Genomic DNA, 15861 nt, shown 5'->3' with positions numbered 1-15861 from the left:
GTTCTTAAAAGCCCAACCAGGCACGGAAACGCAGCAGAAACTCAGGTACGGCAACAAAGATGGATCCAGTGACCACAGCATTCAAAATTGCCGTCACCATAAACAATTGCGGAATACTCAAACCCGCATTCAATAACACCATCGCCAGCAACGCAGCCACCACCATGAACAAGGCATTCAGGATATTCATGCCGGCGATCGTGCGCGACATATGCGTAGGATCGCAACGCGTCTGTATCAATGCGAACAGTGGCACGATATACAAACCGCCAAAACCGCCTATCAACAGGCAATCAAGCAGGATACGCATACTGCCAGGCTGCTGCAGGAAACTTGAAAAATCAACCAGGCTGGTACTCGTATAAGCGCCACTCGCAAGAAATAGATCAAAACCGAACACCGACAAACCAATCGCTCCCAGCGGCACCAATCCAATTTCCACTTTACGGCCGGACAATCTTTCGCATAACAAAGAGCCGACACCGATCCCCAGAGAAAAAATCGTCAACAGCAAAACGAAAATACTGTGATCGCCATGCAGATACTGCTTCGCATACAGCGGGAATTGCGCCAGCATGATCGCGCCATAAAACCAGAACCAGGAGTTGGCCAACATCGCAAGAAATACTGTGCGATTTTTCCGCGAGTAACTGATGTTGCGTACTGTTTCCGTGGCCAGATTCCAGTTGATTTTCAAGTCGGGCACAGGCGCTGGCGAATACGGGATTGCCCTGCTCGCCAACCACCCTGCCACTGCAATCGCAATCGTGCCGCCGGCAACCAACTCTATGCCCCATGGTTTTTGCAACACTAGTACTGCGCCCAATACTTCGCCCAGCAAAATACCGACAAAGGTTCCCATCTCGACCACACCGTTACCACCCACCAGTTCTTCCGGTGCCAGCTTTTGCGGCAGGTAAGCATATTTGACAGGGCCAAACAAAGCGGAATGCAAGCCCATGCCCGCCACCGCAGCAATCAACAACCATAAATTCTGCGTAAACCAGCCTACGGCTGCGACCAGCATGATGCCGATTTCAAGCAGCTTGATGTAACGCACCAAGCCGGATTTTTCAAACTTGTCGGCAAGTTGCCCTGCAATTGCGGAAAACAATACGAAAGGCAAGATAAACAAACCTGGAATCAGGTTGTTCAGAAACCCCGTATCCATCGTGGTCCAGTTGAACGCCTCAAAAGTCAATATCGTCAACAAGGCAGTCTTGAACACATTGTCATTGAATGCACCAAAAAATTGAGCCCAGAAAAACGGTGCAAAACGACCTTGCGCGAGTAGAGAAAACTGACTTGGTTTTTTCATGTAAATGAAATCGTGGAAATGTGAATGAGTGGGGCGCACAACAGAGCATCATGGTCCTCGGCGCTGCCAGCAGAATAGTACGCGATTGTCCGGTTCACCAAATAAAAAAGCCGTTCGTGCATCCATCAGATGCGCGAACGGCTTTTTAAAACGATGCCGTCTTAACCGTCGTCCTCGTTAGCCATTGCAGGTGAACTCTGAATGTACGATTTCAACATTTTATTCTCGAAGCTTTGCGCTTCCAGCACGGCTTTCGCCACGTCATAAAACGAGATCACGCCTACCAGTATTTTTCCATCGAGGACAGGGACATAACGCGCATGTTTTTCCAGCATCATGCGACGTACCTCATTGATTTCGGTATCGCAGGAGATCGTGATCGGGGCCTGGTTCATGTGCTGCCGAACACTGCCGTCCCCTATCGCACCACCATGGGCATGAATGGTCGCCATGACTTCGCGGAAAGAAAGCATACCGATCAGATTGCCTTTATCCATTACGACCAGCGAACCGATATCCTTTTCAGCCATCGTATTGACGGCCTCCAGCATCGGACTGTCTGGCGTCACCGTGAAGAGAATGTTTCCTTTTACCTTGAGTATTTCGGATACTTTCATGTGGCGGCCCTCCCAACATTATGGTTGTACTGCGGACAACTCCAATGTAGCGCAAGCGCCACGAAAAATCTACCATTCCATCATCCGGCCGTCACCGCAGGTTTTACGCTATCAGCTACCTAAGCAATGGCCTGTCAATGTATGACAGCACACAAGTGTTAAAAATTCACAAACGATTGTTTAGCGAAGCTGTAAAGCTTGCATCCGGTGCAAACGAGGCCTAATCTGAAGATGTTGCAACAGAAGGAGGCCATCATGAATGTGATCTCACACAAGACACAGCAATCGTTTGCCGAGTTCTACACCAGCTATTTGACTGACCATACGGATCGCACATCACGCCAATTACATTTCTTTGGATCAACGCTTTCCATCATTTTTCTGATCCTGCTGGCGCTAAGCGGCAATGTCTGGTGGTTATTGGCAGCCCTTGTAGCGTTTTACGGCTTTGGGTGGATAGGGCATTTTCAATTCGAGAAAAACCGGCCGCGTTCGTTCAAACAACCGATTTATTCCTTCCTGGCCGCATGGCTGATGTACTGGCAAATGCTGACAGGTCAAATCTCGTTTTGATTGGCCAGATCGGCCTGATGGCTGAAGTGCTCGGATAGTGACACATTAAGCCCCTGCTCGACCGCAGCTTCCACTTGCTGCGCGAGGTGGTTATCGCTAACAGCATCAAATACAAACACGCGATAGACATCTGCCAAAGTAAGTTGTTGAGGGTTGGCCAGCAGTGCCCAGCGATCCAGTCCATCGGTAATACGCTTGCCCCATTGCATACGCTTCGGGCCTTCAGCCTTGATGCGCCCGACCCAGCCGGCATCCAGCATTTTTTCGAGTAAAACTTCCGACTCGTCAAAGCCTAGATGAGTTTTGTCGCGCAATAATTTGCTGTCGACCACTGCAGAATTGGCGCTGGTTCTTGCCTCATATAAAACTGCCAGCAGCGCCATCGCATCAACGAAGGCACTACCCGGTTGCGGCACATGCCACCAGCGCTCATATTTCACGATAGGCAAGGCAGCAGTCACCACTGCGCCACCCAAGGTAATCAACCAGCCCAGATAGATCCACACCAGAAAAATAGGAAAAGCCGCGACCGCGCCGTACACCACAGTATAGGTTGGCACCTTGACGACAAAAACGGCAAACAGGCGCTTGACCACTTCAAACGCAATTGCCGCCAGCAAGCCGCCGCACAAGGCATCACGCCATTCGACCAGGCGATTCGGCACCACGATATACAGCAGGGTAAACGCGACTGTGGTCAACAGAATCGAGATCGTTGAATACAGCACACCACCGGAGAATGGAATGCTGCTTCTGAGTACACCATTCGTCGCGGTAAATACATAAGACGTCAGCGTAATCGACGCGCCTATCAGCAAAGGTCCCAGGGTCACGATTGCCCAGTAAACCAGTATGCGCTGTGTAATCGGTCGCGTCGTCTTGACACGCCAGATTTGATTGAAAACGCGATCTATCATCAGCATCATCATGACGGCAGTCACGATCAAGGCAACTGCGCCAACCGCCGACAAACGTGTCGCCTTGCTGGAGAACTGCGTCAGATAACCAAGGATGGTGTTGGCTATCCCTTGCGGCATCAGATTTCGCACGAAGTAAGCTTCCAGCGAAGCGCGGAAGGTATTGAACAAGGGAAAGGTAGTGAAAATCGCCAGTGCAATCGTCAGGATAGGCACCAGTGCCAGCACCGTCGTAAACGTCAGGCTGCCTGCAACCTGCGGCAATCTTTCTTCATCAAGGCGGCGTGCTGCAAAACGGAACAGATGCCGCATTTGCGGCCAGGATAAATCACGGAAAAGAGGAAAAGTTTCTAGCTTCATGCAGCGCGCGTATTGATAATTCCGATATATCCATTTATCTGAAAAGGCCTGCGCGGGATTTTGCACAGAGGGGCCAGATCAAATATTTAGATGCTTATAAAGCATCCTATAATACCAAGCATGAACTCATCCAAGCTCCCTATTCTCGTTTTGTATTATTCGCGTCATGGCTCCACGCGCAAACTGGCCGAGTTGATCGGACAAGGCATAGACAGCGTCTCCGGCTGCGAAGCGCGCTTGCGCACCGTGCCGGCTGTATCTACCGTCACCGAAGCAAGCGAACCGGAGGTGCCGCTGGAAGGCGCACCTTATGTAGAACTGAGCGATCTGCAAGAATGCGCAGCCATCGCACTAGGTTCGCCTACCCGCTTCGGCAATATGGCAGCACCAATGAAATATTTTTGGGATGGCACTTCGTCGCAATGGCTATCCGGCACCTTGGCCGGCAAACCGGCTTGCGTGTTTACATCCACTGGCAGTCTGCATGGCGGACAGGAAACTACCTTGTTGTCGATGATGCTGCCCTTGCTGCATCACGGCATGCTGCTGCTAGGCATTCCTTACACACAAGCAGAGTTGATGACCACCAGCAGCGGCGGTACACCTTACGGCGCGTCGCACTGGTCAGGTGTCAGCGGCACGCAGGCGATTTCGGCCGATACCCGCGCGCTGGCCATTGCACTCGGTCAACGTCTGGCACACACCGCGTTCAAACTGCAGAACAACTGATGCAAACACAAAGCCAAACAATCATTCATCGCGGCGCGGTCGTCAGCCTGCTCGCCTTGATCGTTCTATGCATCGCATGGGAAATGGTACTGGCGCCGATACGGCCGAATGGTTCATGGCTGGTGCTTAAAGTCATTCCTTTGTTGATTCCTTTGCGCGGCATCCTGAAACGCGATCTATACACGATGCAATGGTCATCGATGCTGATTTTGCTGTATTTCGCCGAAGGCCTGGTGCGTGGCATGAGCGATATCGGCCTGTCCGCCATTCTGGGCTGGATAGAAGTTGCACTGGTGCTGGCGTTTTTCATTTGTGTCATTGCCTATTTGCGCCCTTACAAAAAAGCTGCGAAGGCGCTCACCAAACAAGCCTTGAAAAAGGCTGCTGAATGACAGCGTTTCTCGATGCATGCCGCCACACCATCGGTGCGCAATATGTATCGATAGATGCCGAGCAAAATGCACCTTACCTGATTGATGCACGTCGTCGTTTTACCGGCACAGCGTGTGCCGTAGTCAAACCCGGCTCGACGGAAGAAGTCGCCGCCATTGTCCGCCTCTGCAATCAATTCAAGGTTCCTGTTGTGCCGCAAGGCGGCAACACCGGCCTGGTACTCGGCAGCGTACCGGATGACAGCGGTACTGCGATCGTCTTGTCTCTTACCCGTCTGAACCAGATTCGCACTATCGATCCGGTCAACAATACGATGACCGTCGAGTCCGGCTGCATCCTGCATAACATTCAGCAAGCAGCAGAAGGTGCAGACAGACTCTTTCCACTTTCTTTGGGTTCCGAAGGCAGTTGCACGATAGGCGGCAATCTTTCATCCAACGCCGGCGGCACTGCAGTTCTGCGCTACGGCAATGCGCGCGAATTATGCCTGGGCCTGGAAGTCGTTACGCCGCAAGGCGATATCTGGCACGGCTTGCGCGGCTTGCGCAAGGACAATACCGGCTACGATTTGCGCGACCTCTACATAGGTGCAGAAGGCACACTGGGTATCATCACCGCCGCAGTCATCAAACTATTCCCACAACCCAAAGCAACACGCACCGCGCTGCTCGCATTACGCAGTGCTGACGATGCCTTGCGTCTGCTGACGCTGGCACAAAAAAAATGCAATGCGGCGCTAACTGGTTTCGAGCTGATGTCTGGATTTTGCATGACGCTGGTAAGTCGGCATTTCCCTCAGATGCGCTTGTCGTTCAAGGAAGCGCATGCACAATATGTCCTGCTTGAATTGTCCGATAGCGAATCCGACGAGCATGCAAACACCCTGCTGGAAAATTTGATCTGTGATGCGCTACAACAAGGTATTGTGCAGGACGCGATCATTGCGACGTCGATTGCACAATCAAAAGCCTTGTGGACGGTGCGTGAACATATCCCGCTGGCACAAGCCGCCGAAGGAAAAAATATCAAGCACGATGTCTCGCTGCCGATTTCCGTAATTGGTGACTTCATCAGCGAGACCGATCGACTGGTGCGCGAGGCATTTCCCGGCGTGCGCATAGTGACTTTCGGTCATTTGGGCGATGGTAATCTGCACTACAACATCGCACATCCTGAACACGACACCGAAGATAGTTTTTTGATGCAACAAGCAGCGATCAATCGTATTGTGCACGATAGCGTGCATAGCTTCGATGGCTCCATCTCCGCCGAGCACGGCATAGGTGCATTGAAACGTGAAGAAATCTTGCGTTACAAATCAGAGATTGAAATGAATCTGATGCGCACGATCAAACATGCACTCGACCCACTCAACATCATGAATCCGGGCAAGCTTATTCAAGATTAATTTCATCATCACTTTGTAGAAGCACTTCGTTGTTCAACCAGACACGGGACTGCCATGCCATTCAAGCTACTGCTTCTTGCACTGATCTTTTGTTCCGCACCTGCCTTTGCGATTTACAAATGCGAATCCGGTGACAAAATCATTTATAGCGATACACCCTGCCAAGGCGACAAAACCGTCAGCATGAAAGAAATCGCTATCGCAGCGGCCGCTAGCGATAACGGTGCAGCGCAAAAACAACTGCAGCAAGACAAGAAAGAACTGCAACGCCTGCAACAACGCAGGGAAAAGCAACAGACACAAGACGATCGTCAGCAAGCGAAGCGCTACAAGACTGCCGAAACGAAGAAACAAAAGTGCGCAGAATCAGCGCAGCGCGTGCAATGGGCGAAGGAAGATGCAGCCAGCGCACCGACCAAGAGTAGTGAGCGCGCCAAGCAAAAAGCCAGACGCACAACAGAGAAGCATCAGCTTTCTTGCGGCAGCGCTTGAAGAAAATACTTACCTGAAACAAACCAAAGACAAAGCTGACAGAAATTTGATTCATGTCAAACTCCTGTCACATGCACTTGCTACGATAAGCCCGTGCTCTCAAAAAGAGCCGCATTTAGCACCATACAAACAGGTCGCTACTACCGGCGCTGGCGGTCGGGAAACATACCAGCACCATATATAGAAACGCGTCCTGACAAAAACTCGTGTGGCTCCAGTTTAAACAAGTGAAGCGTGAAAAAAAGCCTGCGTGTACGCAGGCTTTTTTGCGTTGTGCACTGCGCAAAATCGACGGCAAGTTTCATATCAATATTTACTGTATTTGATATCAAAATTAAGCAATTTTAAAGTTGCATCTTAAATGCTATAAATGTCATGCAGTCAGTTCACATAGCAATCACGGTAATTAAATTGCTTTTATTCACTATGGAGGTCATATGCAAATCGCTGAAGAATTCAAAGTTAAAAATGCCGCAGGTAAATCCTTGATCATGCTGAATATCACCAAAGGAATCAGCTATCTCGATTTCGGCATGGCACATTTGCCCAAAGAGTTTCAAGGGTATATGGTCAAGCACACTGACCAGGTTGCCGAGGCACAAAGCGATGGCTCATTCAAACTAAAAGATACGAATGAAGTTTTCACACGTGTTTGAATAAGAGTCTAGCGATCGCTTTATTCCTGCGGTTTGCCGAACCGGTTTCGGCAAACCGCATGCTGCATTACGTTTCGGCCACACCCGTCGCATCCTCTATATCAACATTGCATGACCGCATGTCACATGACATCCAAGCTGTGTAACTGACCCGCAATCATTGCAAAAAAATCGCAACGCTTCAGTGCGACTATACATATAGTTTTTTCCTATTGCGCGGACATCAAAATTCAAATAATTACTCCGGATCTTCGATGATAGTATTTGAACGCTCACTTCTCGTTTGTATCGTTCTTCTCTATATCAATCACATATTTCCGGGGGACCCATGTCAAAGAAAAAGCTCACCACCATCAACGGCGCACCTGTTTCCGACAACCAGAATGTCTTGACTGCTGGCCCGCGCGGGCCACAACTTTTGCAGGACGTATGGTTTTTGGAAAAGCTGGCCCATTTCGATCGCGAAGTCATCCCTGAACGACGCATGCATGCCAAAGGATCAGCTGCATTCGGGACCTTTACCGTCACCCACGACATCACCAAATACAGCAAGGCAAAAATCTTTTCGCAGGTCGGCAAGAAGACCGAGATGTTCCTGCGCTTCTCGACAGTTGCCGGCGAACGCGGCGCAGCCGATGCAGAACGCGACATTCGCGGCTTTGCGATGAAGTTCTACACCGAAGAAGGCAACTGGGATCTGGTCGGCAACAACACGCCGGTATTCTTCTTCCGCGATCCTTTGAAATTTCCGGATCTGAACCATGCTGTAAAACGTGATCCACGCACCAATTTACGCAGCGCAAAAAACAATTGGGATTTCTGGAGTTCTTTGCCGGAAGCACTGCATCAAGTAACCATCGTCATGAGTGATCGCGGCATCCCTGCTTCTTACCGCCACATGCACGGTTTCGGTTCTCACACCTTCAGTTTTCTGAATGCCAATAATGAACGCTTCTGGGTAAAATTCCATTTCCGTACACAGCAAGGCATCAAGAATTTGACTGATGCAGAGGCAGCTGCGGTAGTCGGTAGCGATAGAGAAAGCTTCCAGCGCGATCTGTACGAAGCGATTGAAAAGAAAGACTTTCCGCGCTGGACCATGTCGGTACAGATCATGCCGGAGAAAGATGCAGAAAAAGTCCCGTATCACCCATTCGACCTGACCAAGATTTGGCCCAAAGCCGATTATCCCTTGATCGAAGTCGGCGTGTTTGAATTGAACCGCAATCCCGACAATTATTTTGCCGATGTCGAGCAAGCGGCATTCAATCCGGCCAACGTTGTCCCAGGCATCAGCTTCTCGCCAGACAAAATGCTGCAAGGCCGTTTGTTCTCATACGGCGATGCACAACGGTATCGCCTCGGTGTAAATCACTATCAGATTCCAGTCAACACACCGAAATGCCCTTTCCATGCGTTCCATCGCGACGGTGCAATGCGGGTCGATGGCAATCACGGCAGCACTTTGGCTTATGAGCCAAACAGTTACAAGGAATGGCAAGAGCAACCGGATTTCCGCGAACCGCCATTGGCAATCAATGGTGCTGCGGATCGTTTTAATTTCCGTGAGGATGACGATGATTACTACTCGCAACCACGTGCGCTGTTCAAGCTGATGACGCCAGCACAGCAACAAGTTTTGTTCGACAACACTGGTCGCGCGATGGGTGATGCACCAATCGAAATCAAGCAGCGTCACATCGACAATTGCACAAAATGCGATCCCGCTTATGGGGCGGGCGTGAAAAAAGCGCTGGGACTTTAATCTGTACTGATTAAACCGCCAGACAAAAAAATAGCCGGGAGCAATCCCGGCTATTTTTATTTTAGCAATGACGTATTTACTGAAACGATTAAACGACTTTCAGAGTAATGCTAGGCAGCTTTTCGATATAGCCTTCCATCACATCACCCCGCACAACCGGCCCGACATTTTCCGGTGTACCCGAATAAATGATATCCCCAGGGAACAACTCAAACGCTTTCGAAAGATTGCTGATTTGTTCCGCAACCGACCAGATCATGTTTTTCAGATCCGAGCTTTGCTTGACCTGACCATTCACCTTCAGCCAGATTTTGCCTTGAGTGAAGTTACCGATACTTGCAACCGGATGCAAGGGACCAATAGGTGCGGACATGTCGAAGCTCTTACCGATTTCCCACGGCTTTTCTTCCTTTTTCATCGCAGCTTGCAGATCACGACGCGTCATATCCAGACCGACTGCGTAACCGAAGACATGCTGCAAAGCAGTTTCGACAGGAATGTTTTTGCCACCCTTGTTAATTGCCGCAACGAGTTCAATCTCGTAATGATAATTTTTAGTCAGCGTCGGATAAGGATGGTCGACGGTTTTCCCAGGCGGTACAAATTGAATCGAATCGCTGGGTTTTTGAAAAAAGAAAGGTGGTTCACGCGTTGGGTCCGAGCCCATTTCACGTGCATGCGCTGCATAATTGCGGCCTATGCAATAAATACGACGCACTGGAAAACGGTCATTGCTACCCACGATAGGAATCGATGGTTGCTCTATGGAGAAAATGGCTTGGTCTTTCCCGCCACTACGCGACGATGCACAACCAGTCACTGCACCCATCGTTAACAAACCAGCAGCTTGCAGCATTCCGCGTCTACTAATGTCAGTCATGTTGTCTCCTTGTTTATTTTAATTAGACATGGAAAGTCAGCAACGCATCAAGCAAGCGACACACTGCAAAACTTTCCATCGATAGAATATAGCGACGAAAGATAGCGCGCGCAATCAAGAAAATTACATCGCGCTTTTATGTAAGCTTCTCGTAAGAAATTTATTCTGGATACACAAAATAAAAGCGCTTTATCTCAATATAAGTTCAGGTTTTAAACTAAATCGCTAATACGCCAACGCGCCTGGTTTATATAGCAGGACAAGGTGGTGAAACCGAAGATGGCCGTCAATGACAGGAAGTCTGAGGCGAATATCTACTACCCGCTTGTACCTTGATATCGGTACCGCGCTTGGCTTTGGATGGAATGCTGTTTGAGATTGATGCAAGCGCCATCATCGCACGCTAAGCCACAGCTTCGTTCTGCTGATGGATATATGGAAAATACTCAATGATCTGCCGTGTCTGCACACAGCAGATCATTGTTGATGCTTTAGCTTGCTAGCTGCTCAGCTGAGCATGTAAATTACTTGCGTACCGGCGCAGCAACCGGCGCCAATGTTTCATGCTGGCTTGTATTACGTGCCTGACCTTTGTGCACCATCGTTACAGCGTAATCGATGCCCATGCCATAAGCACCTGAATGTTCCTTGACGATGCCAGTAACCGCGTCATAGGTTGCGTGGTTGGCCCAATCGCGCTGCCATTCCAGCATGACTTGTTGCCAGGTTACCGGCACCACGCCCGCTTGAATCATGCGTTGCATCGCCAGATCGTGTGCCATCAGTGATGTACCGCCGGATGCATCTGCCACCATGTAGATTTCATAATCGCCTTCCAGCATGGCGCACAACGCAAAGCTGTTGTTGCAGACTTCTGTCCACAGACCAGCGACGACGACTTTCTTGCGACCGTTTGCTTTCAATGCATCACGCACTTTTTGGTCATCCCAGGAATTCATTGACGTGCGTTCCAGAATTTTTTGTCCCGGGAATACATCCAGCAATTCCGGATAGGTATGGCCCGAAAAGCTTTGAGTTTCGACAGTAGTGATGATGGTTGGAATATTGAAAACCTTGCCGGCTTTAGCCAAGGCGACGGTATTGTTCTTCAGCGTTTGTCTATCGATAGATTGCACACCGAAAGCCATCTGCGGCTGATGATCGATGAAAATCAATTGCGAGTTAGTTGGTGTCAGGACTTCGAGTTTTGGATTGCTCATGATGTGCTCCGCTGGTTGAAAATTAAAGTTAAGAATGTAAGTGAGCTAGTGAAAATCAAAAATACGTACAAGTCAGACGATATTCACTTTCTTGTACTTAGTTTGGTGCAATCAAGTGTTGAACCAAAGGTGCATCCAGCCCTTGATGAAAACTATGCACACGCAACATGATTGCCTTGTCGTTTTCAGTAAAACGATCATGCTGGCGCAAATGCTCCAGCCATGACTCGACGACAAAGGTTTCTATGTAACGCCCGGGCTGCGCAATGTCTTCGAAAATTCCCCAAGTCAATGCACCACCGCGACGACGTACGTGGCGCATTGCATGGATGGCTTTCTTGAAATTTTCGGTGTTTTCCGCAGCAATACGATATTCGACGGTAATCATTACCGGCCCAGAGTCATGCGCTGGTTCGTCTGACATCGCTTCGCGCTGCAAATGAACAGATGGCGTCAAGTTCAAATCCGGCGTCAAATCCAGACGCCAGCGCAATGCGGTGGCACATGACAACACCATGCCGATAGCAGCGATGATCAGCGCAGTTGGTGTACCGAACTTGCCGGCGGTCTGGCCCCAGATTGCACTACCTGCCGCCATCGCACCAAAGAACACCACCAGATAAACAGCCAGTGCACGCGCCTTGACCCAACCGGCCGAACTACGTTGCGCACCGACATTGAGTATCGACAGCATAGCGATCCACGCAAAGCCGGAGAAAAGTAAAACTAGTCCGAGCAGCACTGCATTTTTCAGCATGGCAAGCGCCAGCATGGACAAGGCAAATAGCAGCGTTGCGCCTACCGCCAAACCATCCGTTGAAAAACGCTTGCGCAAGCGTGGCAATAAGACTGCACCGGTTACAGCGCCGACACCAATACACGCCAGCAAAATGCCGTAACCGCCAGCACCAAGTCCAAGTTCATTGCGCGCCACCAGCGGCAACAATGCCCACGCCGCACTACCGAACGTGAAGAAAGCCACCGCGCGTATCAGCACCACGCGCAACACCGGTGCTGCGTGTACATAGCGCAAGCCGGCACGCACCGCAGGGAGGAAATGTTCAGCCGGCAAACGCTGTACGCGCGGCGTCGATTTCCAGAAGTACAGCACCGCGACCACGCCTAATACCGACAGCGCATTCAGCATGAAGACCACGGCAGGACCGGCGAAGGACAGGATCAAACCAGCGAGCGCCGGTCCTATGGCGCGACTGATATTGATGCCGAGCGAGTTCAGTGCAACAGCAGAAGCAAGATCTTCCTTCGCCACCAGTTCAGGCACGATGGCCTGAAAAGGTGGTGCCGCCATTGCTGCGCCTACGCCAAGTAAGAAGGTCGCCCCCAGCAGAATCTCCGGCGTCACCATGCCAGCGAATGCAAATCCACTCAGTACAGCCGCAGTCAGTAACATCCAGATTTGTGCGAACAGCAAATATTTGCGTCTGTCCACGATATCGGCCAGCACACCAGAAGGCAGCGCAAACAGAAACATAGGCAAGCTGGTCGCTGCTTGTACCAAAGCCACCATGAACGGGTCGGAGCTGAGCGAAGTCATCATCCAACCTGCGCCTACATCGTGCATCCAGGTACCGATATTCGACGCCACCGTCGCCAGCCATAACGCGCGAAATAATTTATTCTGCAGCGGACTCCAGGAAGAAGTCGCGCTTGCGGTCTTGCCCGCAGCGGCGCTCATGACAATTCCTTGCGTCCGATGGCTGAACCCAGCGCATATTTACCAGGACCGCAAAAAGCAATCGCACCAAAAATCACCATCAGCAACCAGCCAAACTGCCCTTCAGCAATCGACCATTGCGGATGCACGATGAACATCGACACCAGCAACACGGCAAGCACAGGCAGGCAAGCGAATCGCGTCAGCAAGCCGATAGCTATCAGCACAGGACAAACCACTTCAGCAAAGATTGCTGCCAACAGAGAAAATTGCGCGCCCAAGCCGAAAGGATCTTCGATCACCGTCAACTCATGACTGTAATGAACAATCTTGGGCCAGCCATGCACATGCAAAAGCATGAAGGCGCCGCTGACACGCAGGAACAGCAGGCCGATATCGACCTGCGGCGCATTGAATCTGATCAGAAAATTTTTCATCCGATCAGAACGCAAAACAGCTACAACCCAACGCACCCCAGAAACCGGTATGACTCGTTACCGGCACGGTAGATTTGCGCGCGACATCATGTGCATGCATGTGCACGCCGCAAGCGCCTGCACATTGATGCGGCAATGCAGCCAACTGCTTGCTGCTCGCGACTTGACGGTAATGGCCAGGCACGGTTTTGACTGGCGACCAATCCGGCAATACTGGTATCGGTGGCGGTGCAATCTTGCTGAATTCATCTGCGCCAAACACGATCTTGCCGCCGACTATGGTGAGTACCGATTCCAGCGATTTGATGGCGTCTTCCTTGATCGTGAAGAAGTCCGCCGATAACACGGCTAGATCGGCTAACTGGCCTTCCTGTATCCGGCCTTTTTTACCTTGTTCGCTGGAGAACCAGGCGCTGCCGTTGGTCCACAATTCAAGCGCGGTATCGCGCGACAACTGTGCGCTGGAATCATAAATTTTCATGCCGCCAACTGTGCGGCCGGATACCAGCCAGTACAGTGCAGTCCACGGGTTGTAACTGGCGACACGCGTTGCATCGGTGCCGCCGCCTACAGGAATGCCGGCATTCAGCATGCGCTTGATAGGCGGCGTGTTGGCCGCTGCTTCGGTGCCGTAACGTTCTACAAAATATTCACCCTGGAATGCCATACGATGTTGAATCGCGATGCCACCGCCGAGTGCACGCACGCGATCGATATTGCGCGGCGTGATGGTTTCCGCATGATCGAACATCCAGCGCAAACCATCGAATGGAATCTCACGATTGACCTTTTCGAATACGTCCAGCATGCGACTGATCGATTCGTCATAAGTTGCATGCAAGCGGAACGGCCAGCGTTGCGACACCAGATGACGTACGACGCGTTCCAGCTCGGCTTCCATACCCGGTGGCAGATCAGGACGAGGCTCCAGAAAATCTTCAAAGTCTGCGGCCGAGAACACCAGCATTTCGCCGGCGCCGTTATGGCGGTAAAAATCATCGCCCTGGCCCGGCTTGACCATCGTGCTCCATTTCTGGAAGTCTTCCAGTTCCTTGCCCTTGTTCTGCGTGAACAGATTGTAGGCAACACGTACTGTCAGTTGCTGCTCGCGCGCCAGCTGGTCGATGATCGCGTAATCCTCAGGATAATTCTGGAAGCCGCCACCGGCGTCGATGGTGCTGGTGACGCCTAGGCGATTCAACTCGCGCATAAACTGACGTGTGGAATTGACTTGCAACTCGCGCGGCAAGGTCGGACCTTTGGCCAGCGTTGCATACAGAATCAGTGCATTCGGTTTGGCGATCAACATGCCGGTTGGATTGCCGGCTGCATCGCGCTGGATTTCACCGCCAGGTGGATTCGGCGTGTCCTTGGTGTAACCAACTGCGCGCAAGGCGGCGCGGTTTAATAAGGCGCGATCGTACAGGTGCAAGACGAACACCGGCGTATCCGGTGCGGCTGCATTGATCTCTTCCAGCGTCGGCATGCGTTTTTCCGCGAACTGAAACTCTGTCCAGCCGCCGACCACGCGCACCCATTGCGGATTCGGCGTGCGCAGCGCTTGCTCCTTCAGCATGCGCAGCGCATCGGCTACCGATGGCACGCCTTCCCAGCGCAACTCAAGATTATAGTTAAGGCCACCGCGTATCAAATGGATGTGCGAGTCGTTCAAACCCGGGATCACGGTGCGACCATTCAGATCAATGACTTGGCTATCAGGCGTGCGATGACGCATCACATCTTCCACATCACCGACCGCGAGGAACTTGCCATCCTTGATCGCTACTGCAGTAGCAGTCGGTTTGCTTTTATCAACCGTGTGAAAGCGACCGTTCAATAAAATCAATGTCGGCGACGAAGTCGCGCCCGCTGGTTTAACACTGGTACTGGATGCTGAGCTTGTTACGCTGGCACTAGCAGCAGAAGCGGCATTCGAGCTGGAAGACATTGCACCCAAAGTTGCAAGTGCGGCGCCGGACGCAACAGTTTTCAGGACAGTTCTACGATTATTGTTCATGTTGGATTCCATGAAAAGAAACGGGTGAAGATGCAATCAAACGCCAGGAGGATTGGTGTCGTCCTTGCGCGGAGGAGGAGCCTCGATACCGGTTATTTTCGGTACGCAGGTACTGGAAAACCAAGCGAGGGAAACTGGCTCGCCGCTGATGACGCGTTTGGCAATAGGTACCATTTGCTCACCAATCAATATGCCGAGCAGTCCCAGCAAAGCGATCACCGGCGGTGCCGGCGAACGTACATTCATTAAGGCGTAGATGACACCAATCAAAATACCGGCACCGATGGACATCAGATACATGCGCTACTCCTTGAAAACGATCAGCGATTCGAGAATGAAACTCTCAAGAATCGGATAATCGCATTGTCGTATAAGCTTGTGTCATGCATATATCGAATGGCTCA

The 15861-nt window shown here is 51.1% G+C and carries 15 protein-coding genes and 2 pseudogenes; 8 read left to right on the top strand and 9 right to left on the bottom strand.

The genetic code is table 11. The features are described from left to right. Positions 1-13: 13 nt before the first annotated feature. Positions 14-1318, bottom strand: a pseudogene (locus Hfont_RS09485) (MFS transporter); the annotation flags it as partial. Between the two features lie 161 nt (positions 1319-1479). Further along, entirely contained in the window at positions 1480-1935 is a 456-nt protein-coding gene (locus Hfont_RS09480) for a CBS domain-containing protein (RefSeq protein ID WP_112992128.1), read from the bottom strand. A 255-nt stretch (positions 1936-2190) separates the two neighbouring features. On the opposite strand from Hfont_RS09480, the gene Hfont_RS09475 reads away from it, so the two are divergent. Further along, positions 2191-2508: an Mpo1-like protein gene (locus Hfont_RS09475; RefSeq protein WP_112992443.1), complete on the top strand. Its 318-nt coding sequence runs from the start codon at positions 2191-2193 to the stop codon at positions 2506-2508. On the opposite strand, the gene Hfont_RS09470 is transcribed toward Hfont_RS09475, so the two are convergent. Beyond that, positions 2493-3785, bottom strand: coding sequence for a YihY family inner membrane protein (locus tag Hfont_RS09470; protein WP_112992127.1), 1293 nt, complete (start codon positions 3783-3785; stop codon positions 2493-2495). The genes Hfont_RS09475 and Hfont_RS09470 overlap by 16 nt on opposite strands. A 120-nt stretch (positions 3786-3905) precedes the next feature. Between Hfont_RS09470 and wrbA the strand changes: the two genes are divergently transcribed. The 6 genes from wrbA (at position 3906) to Hfont_RS09440 (ending at position 9228) form a co-directional block, all read left to right on the top strand. Further along, complete coding sequence (gene wrbA, locus Hfont_RS09465) at positions 3906-4514, top strand: NAD(P)H:quinone oxidoreductase (RefSeq protein ID WP_112992126.1); 609 nt, start codon at positions 3906-3908, stop codon at positions 4512-4514. Next, positions 4514-4906 carry a DUF2069 domain-containing protein gene (locus Hfont_RS09460; RefSeq protein WP_112992125.1) on the top strand — a complete coding sequence of 131 codons (393 nt, stop codon included), beginning with the start codon at positions 4514-4516 and terminating at the stop codon, positions 4904-4906. The genes wrbA and Hfont_RS09460 overlap by 1 nt, the downstream gene beginning before the upstream one ends. Beyond that, on the top strand, positions 4903-6315 hold the full coding sequence (locus Hfont_RS09455; protein WP_112992124.1) for an FAD-binding oxidoreductase: 1413 nt from the start codon (positions 4903-4905) through the stop codon (positions 6313-6315). Before Hfont_RS09460 ends, Hfont_RS09455 begins: the two co-directional genes overlap by 4 nt. A 54-nt stretch (positions 6316-6369) precedes the next feature. Further along, the gene (locus tag Hfont_RS09450; RefSeq protein WP_112992123.1) at positions 6370-6807 is read left to right on the top strand and encodes a hypothetical protein; all 438 of its coding nucleotides are present in this window, start codon (positions 6370-6372) and stop codon (positions 6805-6807) included. A 437-nt stretch (positions 6808-7244) separates the two neighbouring features. Continuing rightward, the gene (locus Hfont_RS09445; RefSeq protein ID WP_112992122.1) at positions 7245-7463 is read left to right on the top strand and encodes a hypothetical protein; all 219 of its coding nucleotides are present in this window, start codon (positions 7245-7247) and stop codon (positions 7461-7463) included. A 328-nt stretch (positions 7464-7791) separates the two neighbouring features. Further along, on the top strand, positions 7792-9228 hold the full coding sequence (locus tag Hfont_RS09440; RefSeq protein ID WP_112992121.1) for a catalase: 1437 nt from the start codon (positions 7792-7794) through the stop codon (positions 9226-9228). 88 nt (positions 9229-9316) lie between these two features. Here the strand turns inward: Hfont_RS09440 and Hfont_RS09435 are convergent, their stop codons facing one another. Continuing rightward, positions 9317-10108: a fumarylacetoacetate hydrolase family protein gene (locus tag Hfont_RS09435; RefSeq protein ID WP_112992120.1), complete on the bottom strand. Its 792-nt coding sequence runs from the start codon at positions 10106-10108 to the stop codon at positions 9317-9319. Between the two features lie 305 nt (positions 10109-10413). On the opposite strand from Hfont_RS09435, the pseudogene Hfont_RS15320 reads away from it, so the two are divergent. Next, positions 10414-10515 (top strand): annotated as a pseudogene (locus tag Hfont_RS15320) (RidA family protein); the annotation flags it as partial. Positions 10516-10632: 117 nt separating this feature from the next. On the opposite strand, the gene Hfont_RS09425 reads toward Hfont_RS15320, so the two are convergent. The 5 genes from Hfont_RS09425 to Hfont_RS09405 form a co-directional block, all read right to left on the bottom strand. Continuing rightward, positions 10633-11328 (bottom strand): hydrolase, encoded by a 696-nt coding sequence (locus Hfont_RS09425; RefSeq protein ID WP_112992119.1) that lies wholly within the window; start codon positions 11326-11328, stop codon positions 10633-10635. Positions 11329-11425: 97 nt separating this feature from the next. Next, complete coding sequence (locus tag Hfont_RS09420; protein ID WP_112992118.1) at positions 11426-13024, bottom strand: MFS transporter; 1599 nt, start codon at positions 13022-13024, stop codon at positions 11426-11428. Further along, positions 13021-13440 (bottom strand): DoxX family protein, encoded by a 420-nt coding sequence (locus Hfont_RS09415; RefSeq protein WP_112992117.1) that lies wholly within the window; start codon positions 13438-13440, stop codon positions 13021-13023. Before Hfont_RS09415 ends, Hfont_RS09420 begins: the two co-directional genes overlap by 4 nt. A gap of 4 nt (positions 13441-13444) precedes the next feature. Further along, positions 13445-15388: an amidohydrolase gene (locus Hfont_RS09410; protein WP_112992442.1), complete on the bottom strand. Its 1944-nt coding sequence runs from the start codon at positions 15386-15388 to the stop codon at positions 13445-13447. Between the two features lie 105 nt (positions 15389-15493). Continuing rightward, positions 15494-15757 (bottom strand): DUF1427 family protein, encoded by a 264-nt coding sequence (locus Hfont_RS09405; RefSeq protein ID WP_112992116.1) that lies wholly within the window; start codon positions 15755-15757, stop codon positions 15494-15496. Positions 15758-15861: the final 104 nt, after the last annotated feature.

The sequence above is a fragment of the Herminiimonas fonticola genome (assembly GCF_003293745.1).
In the GTDB taxonomy this organism is placed as follows: Bacteria; Pseudomonadota; Gammaproteobacteria; order Burkholderiales; family Burkholderiaceae_D; genus Oxalicibacterium; species Oxalicibacterium fonticola.
The sequence above is the reverse complement of the archived record's forward strand: the minus strand, read 5'-3'. Positions and strand labels throughout refer to the sequence as shown.

Excerpts from the sequence above, each read along its gene's own strand:
- Hfont_RS09480 (WP_112992128.1), bottom strand. The coding sequence starts at position 1,935 with ATGAAAGTATCCGAAATACTCAAGGTAAAAGGAAACATTCTCTTCACG.
- Hfont_RS09475 (WP_112992443.1), top strand. The coding sequence starts at position 2,191 with ATGAATGTGATCTCACACAAGACACAGCAATCGTTTGCCGAGTTCTAC.
- Hfont_RS09470 (WP_112992127.1), bottom strand. The coding sequence starts at position 3,785 with ATGAAGCTAGAAACTTTTCCTCTTTTCCGTGATTTATCCTGGCCGCAA.
- wrbA (WP_112992126.1), top strand. The coding sequence starts at position 3,906 with ATGAACTCATCCAAGCTCCCTATTCTCGTTTTGTATTATTCGCGTCAT.
- Hfont_RS09460 (WP_112992125.1), top strand. The coding sequence starts at position 4,514 with ATGCAAACACAAAGCCAAACAATCATTCATCGCGGCGCGGTCGTCAGC.
- Hfont_RS09455 (WP_112992124.1), top strand. The coding sequence starts at position 4,903 with ATGACAGCGTTTCTCGATGCATGCCGCCACACCATCGGTGCGCAATAT.
- Hfont_RS09450 (WP_112992123.1), top strand. The coding sequence starts at position 6,370 with ATGCCATTCAAGCTACTGCTTCTTGCACTGATCTTTTGTTCCGCACCT.
- Hfont_RS09445 (WP_112992122.1), top strand. The coding sequence starts at position 7,245 with ATGCAAATCGCTGAAGAATTCAAAGTTAAAAATGCCGCAGGTAAATCC.
- Hfont_RS09440 (WP_112992121.1), top strand. The coding sequence starts at position 7,792 with ATGTCAAAGAAAAAGCTCACCACCATCAACGGCGCACCTGTTTCCGAC.
- Hfont_RS09435 (WP_112992120.1), bottom strand. The coding sequence starts at position 10,108 with ATGACTGACATTAGTAGACGCGGAATGCTGCAAGCTGCTGGTTTGTTA.
- Hfont_RS09425 (WP_112992119.1), bottom strand. The coding sequence starts at position 11,328 with ATGAGCAATCCAAAACTCGAAGTCCTGACACCAACTAACTCGCAATTG.
- Hfont_RS09420 (WP_112992118.1), bottom strand. The coding sequence starts at position 13,024 with ATGAGCGCCGCTGCGGGCAAGACCGCAAGCGCGACTTCTTCCTGGAGT.
- Hfont_RS09415 (WP_112992117.1), bottom strand. The coding sequence starts at position 13,440 with ATGAAAAATTTTCTGATCAGATTCAATGCGCCGCAGGTCGATATCGGC.
- Hfont_RS09410 (WP_112992442.1), bottom strand. The coding sequence starts at position 15,388 with ATGTCTTCCAGCTCGAATGCCGCTTCTGCTGCTAGTGCCAGCGTAACA.
- Hfont_RS09405 (WP_112992116.1), bottom strand. The coding sequence starts at position 15,757 with ATGTATCTGATGTCCATCGGTGCCGGTATTTTGATTGGTGTCATCTAC.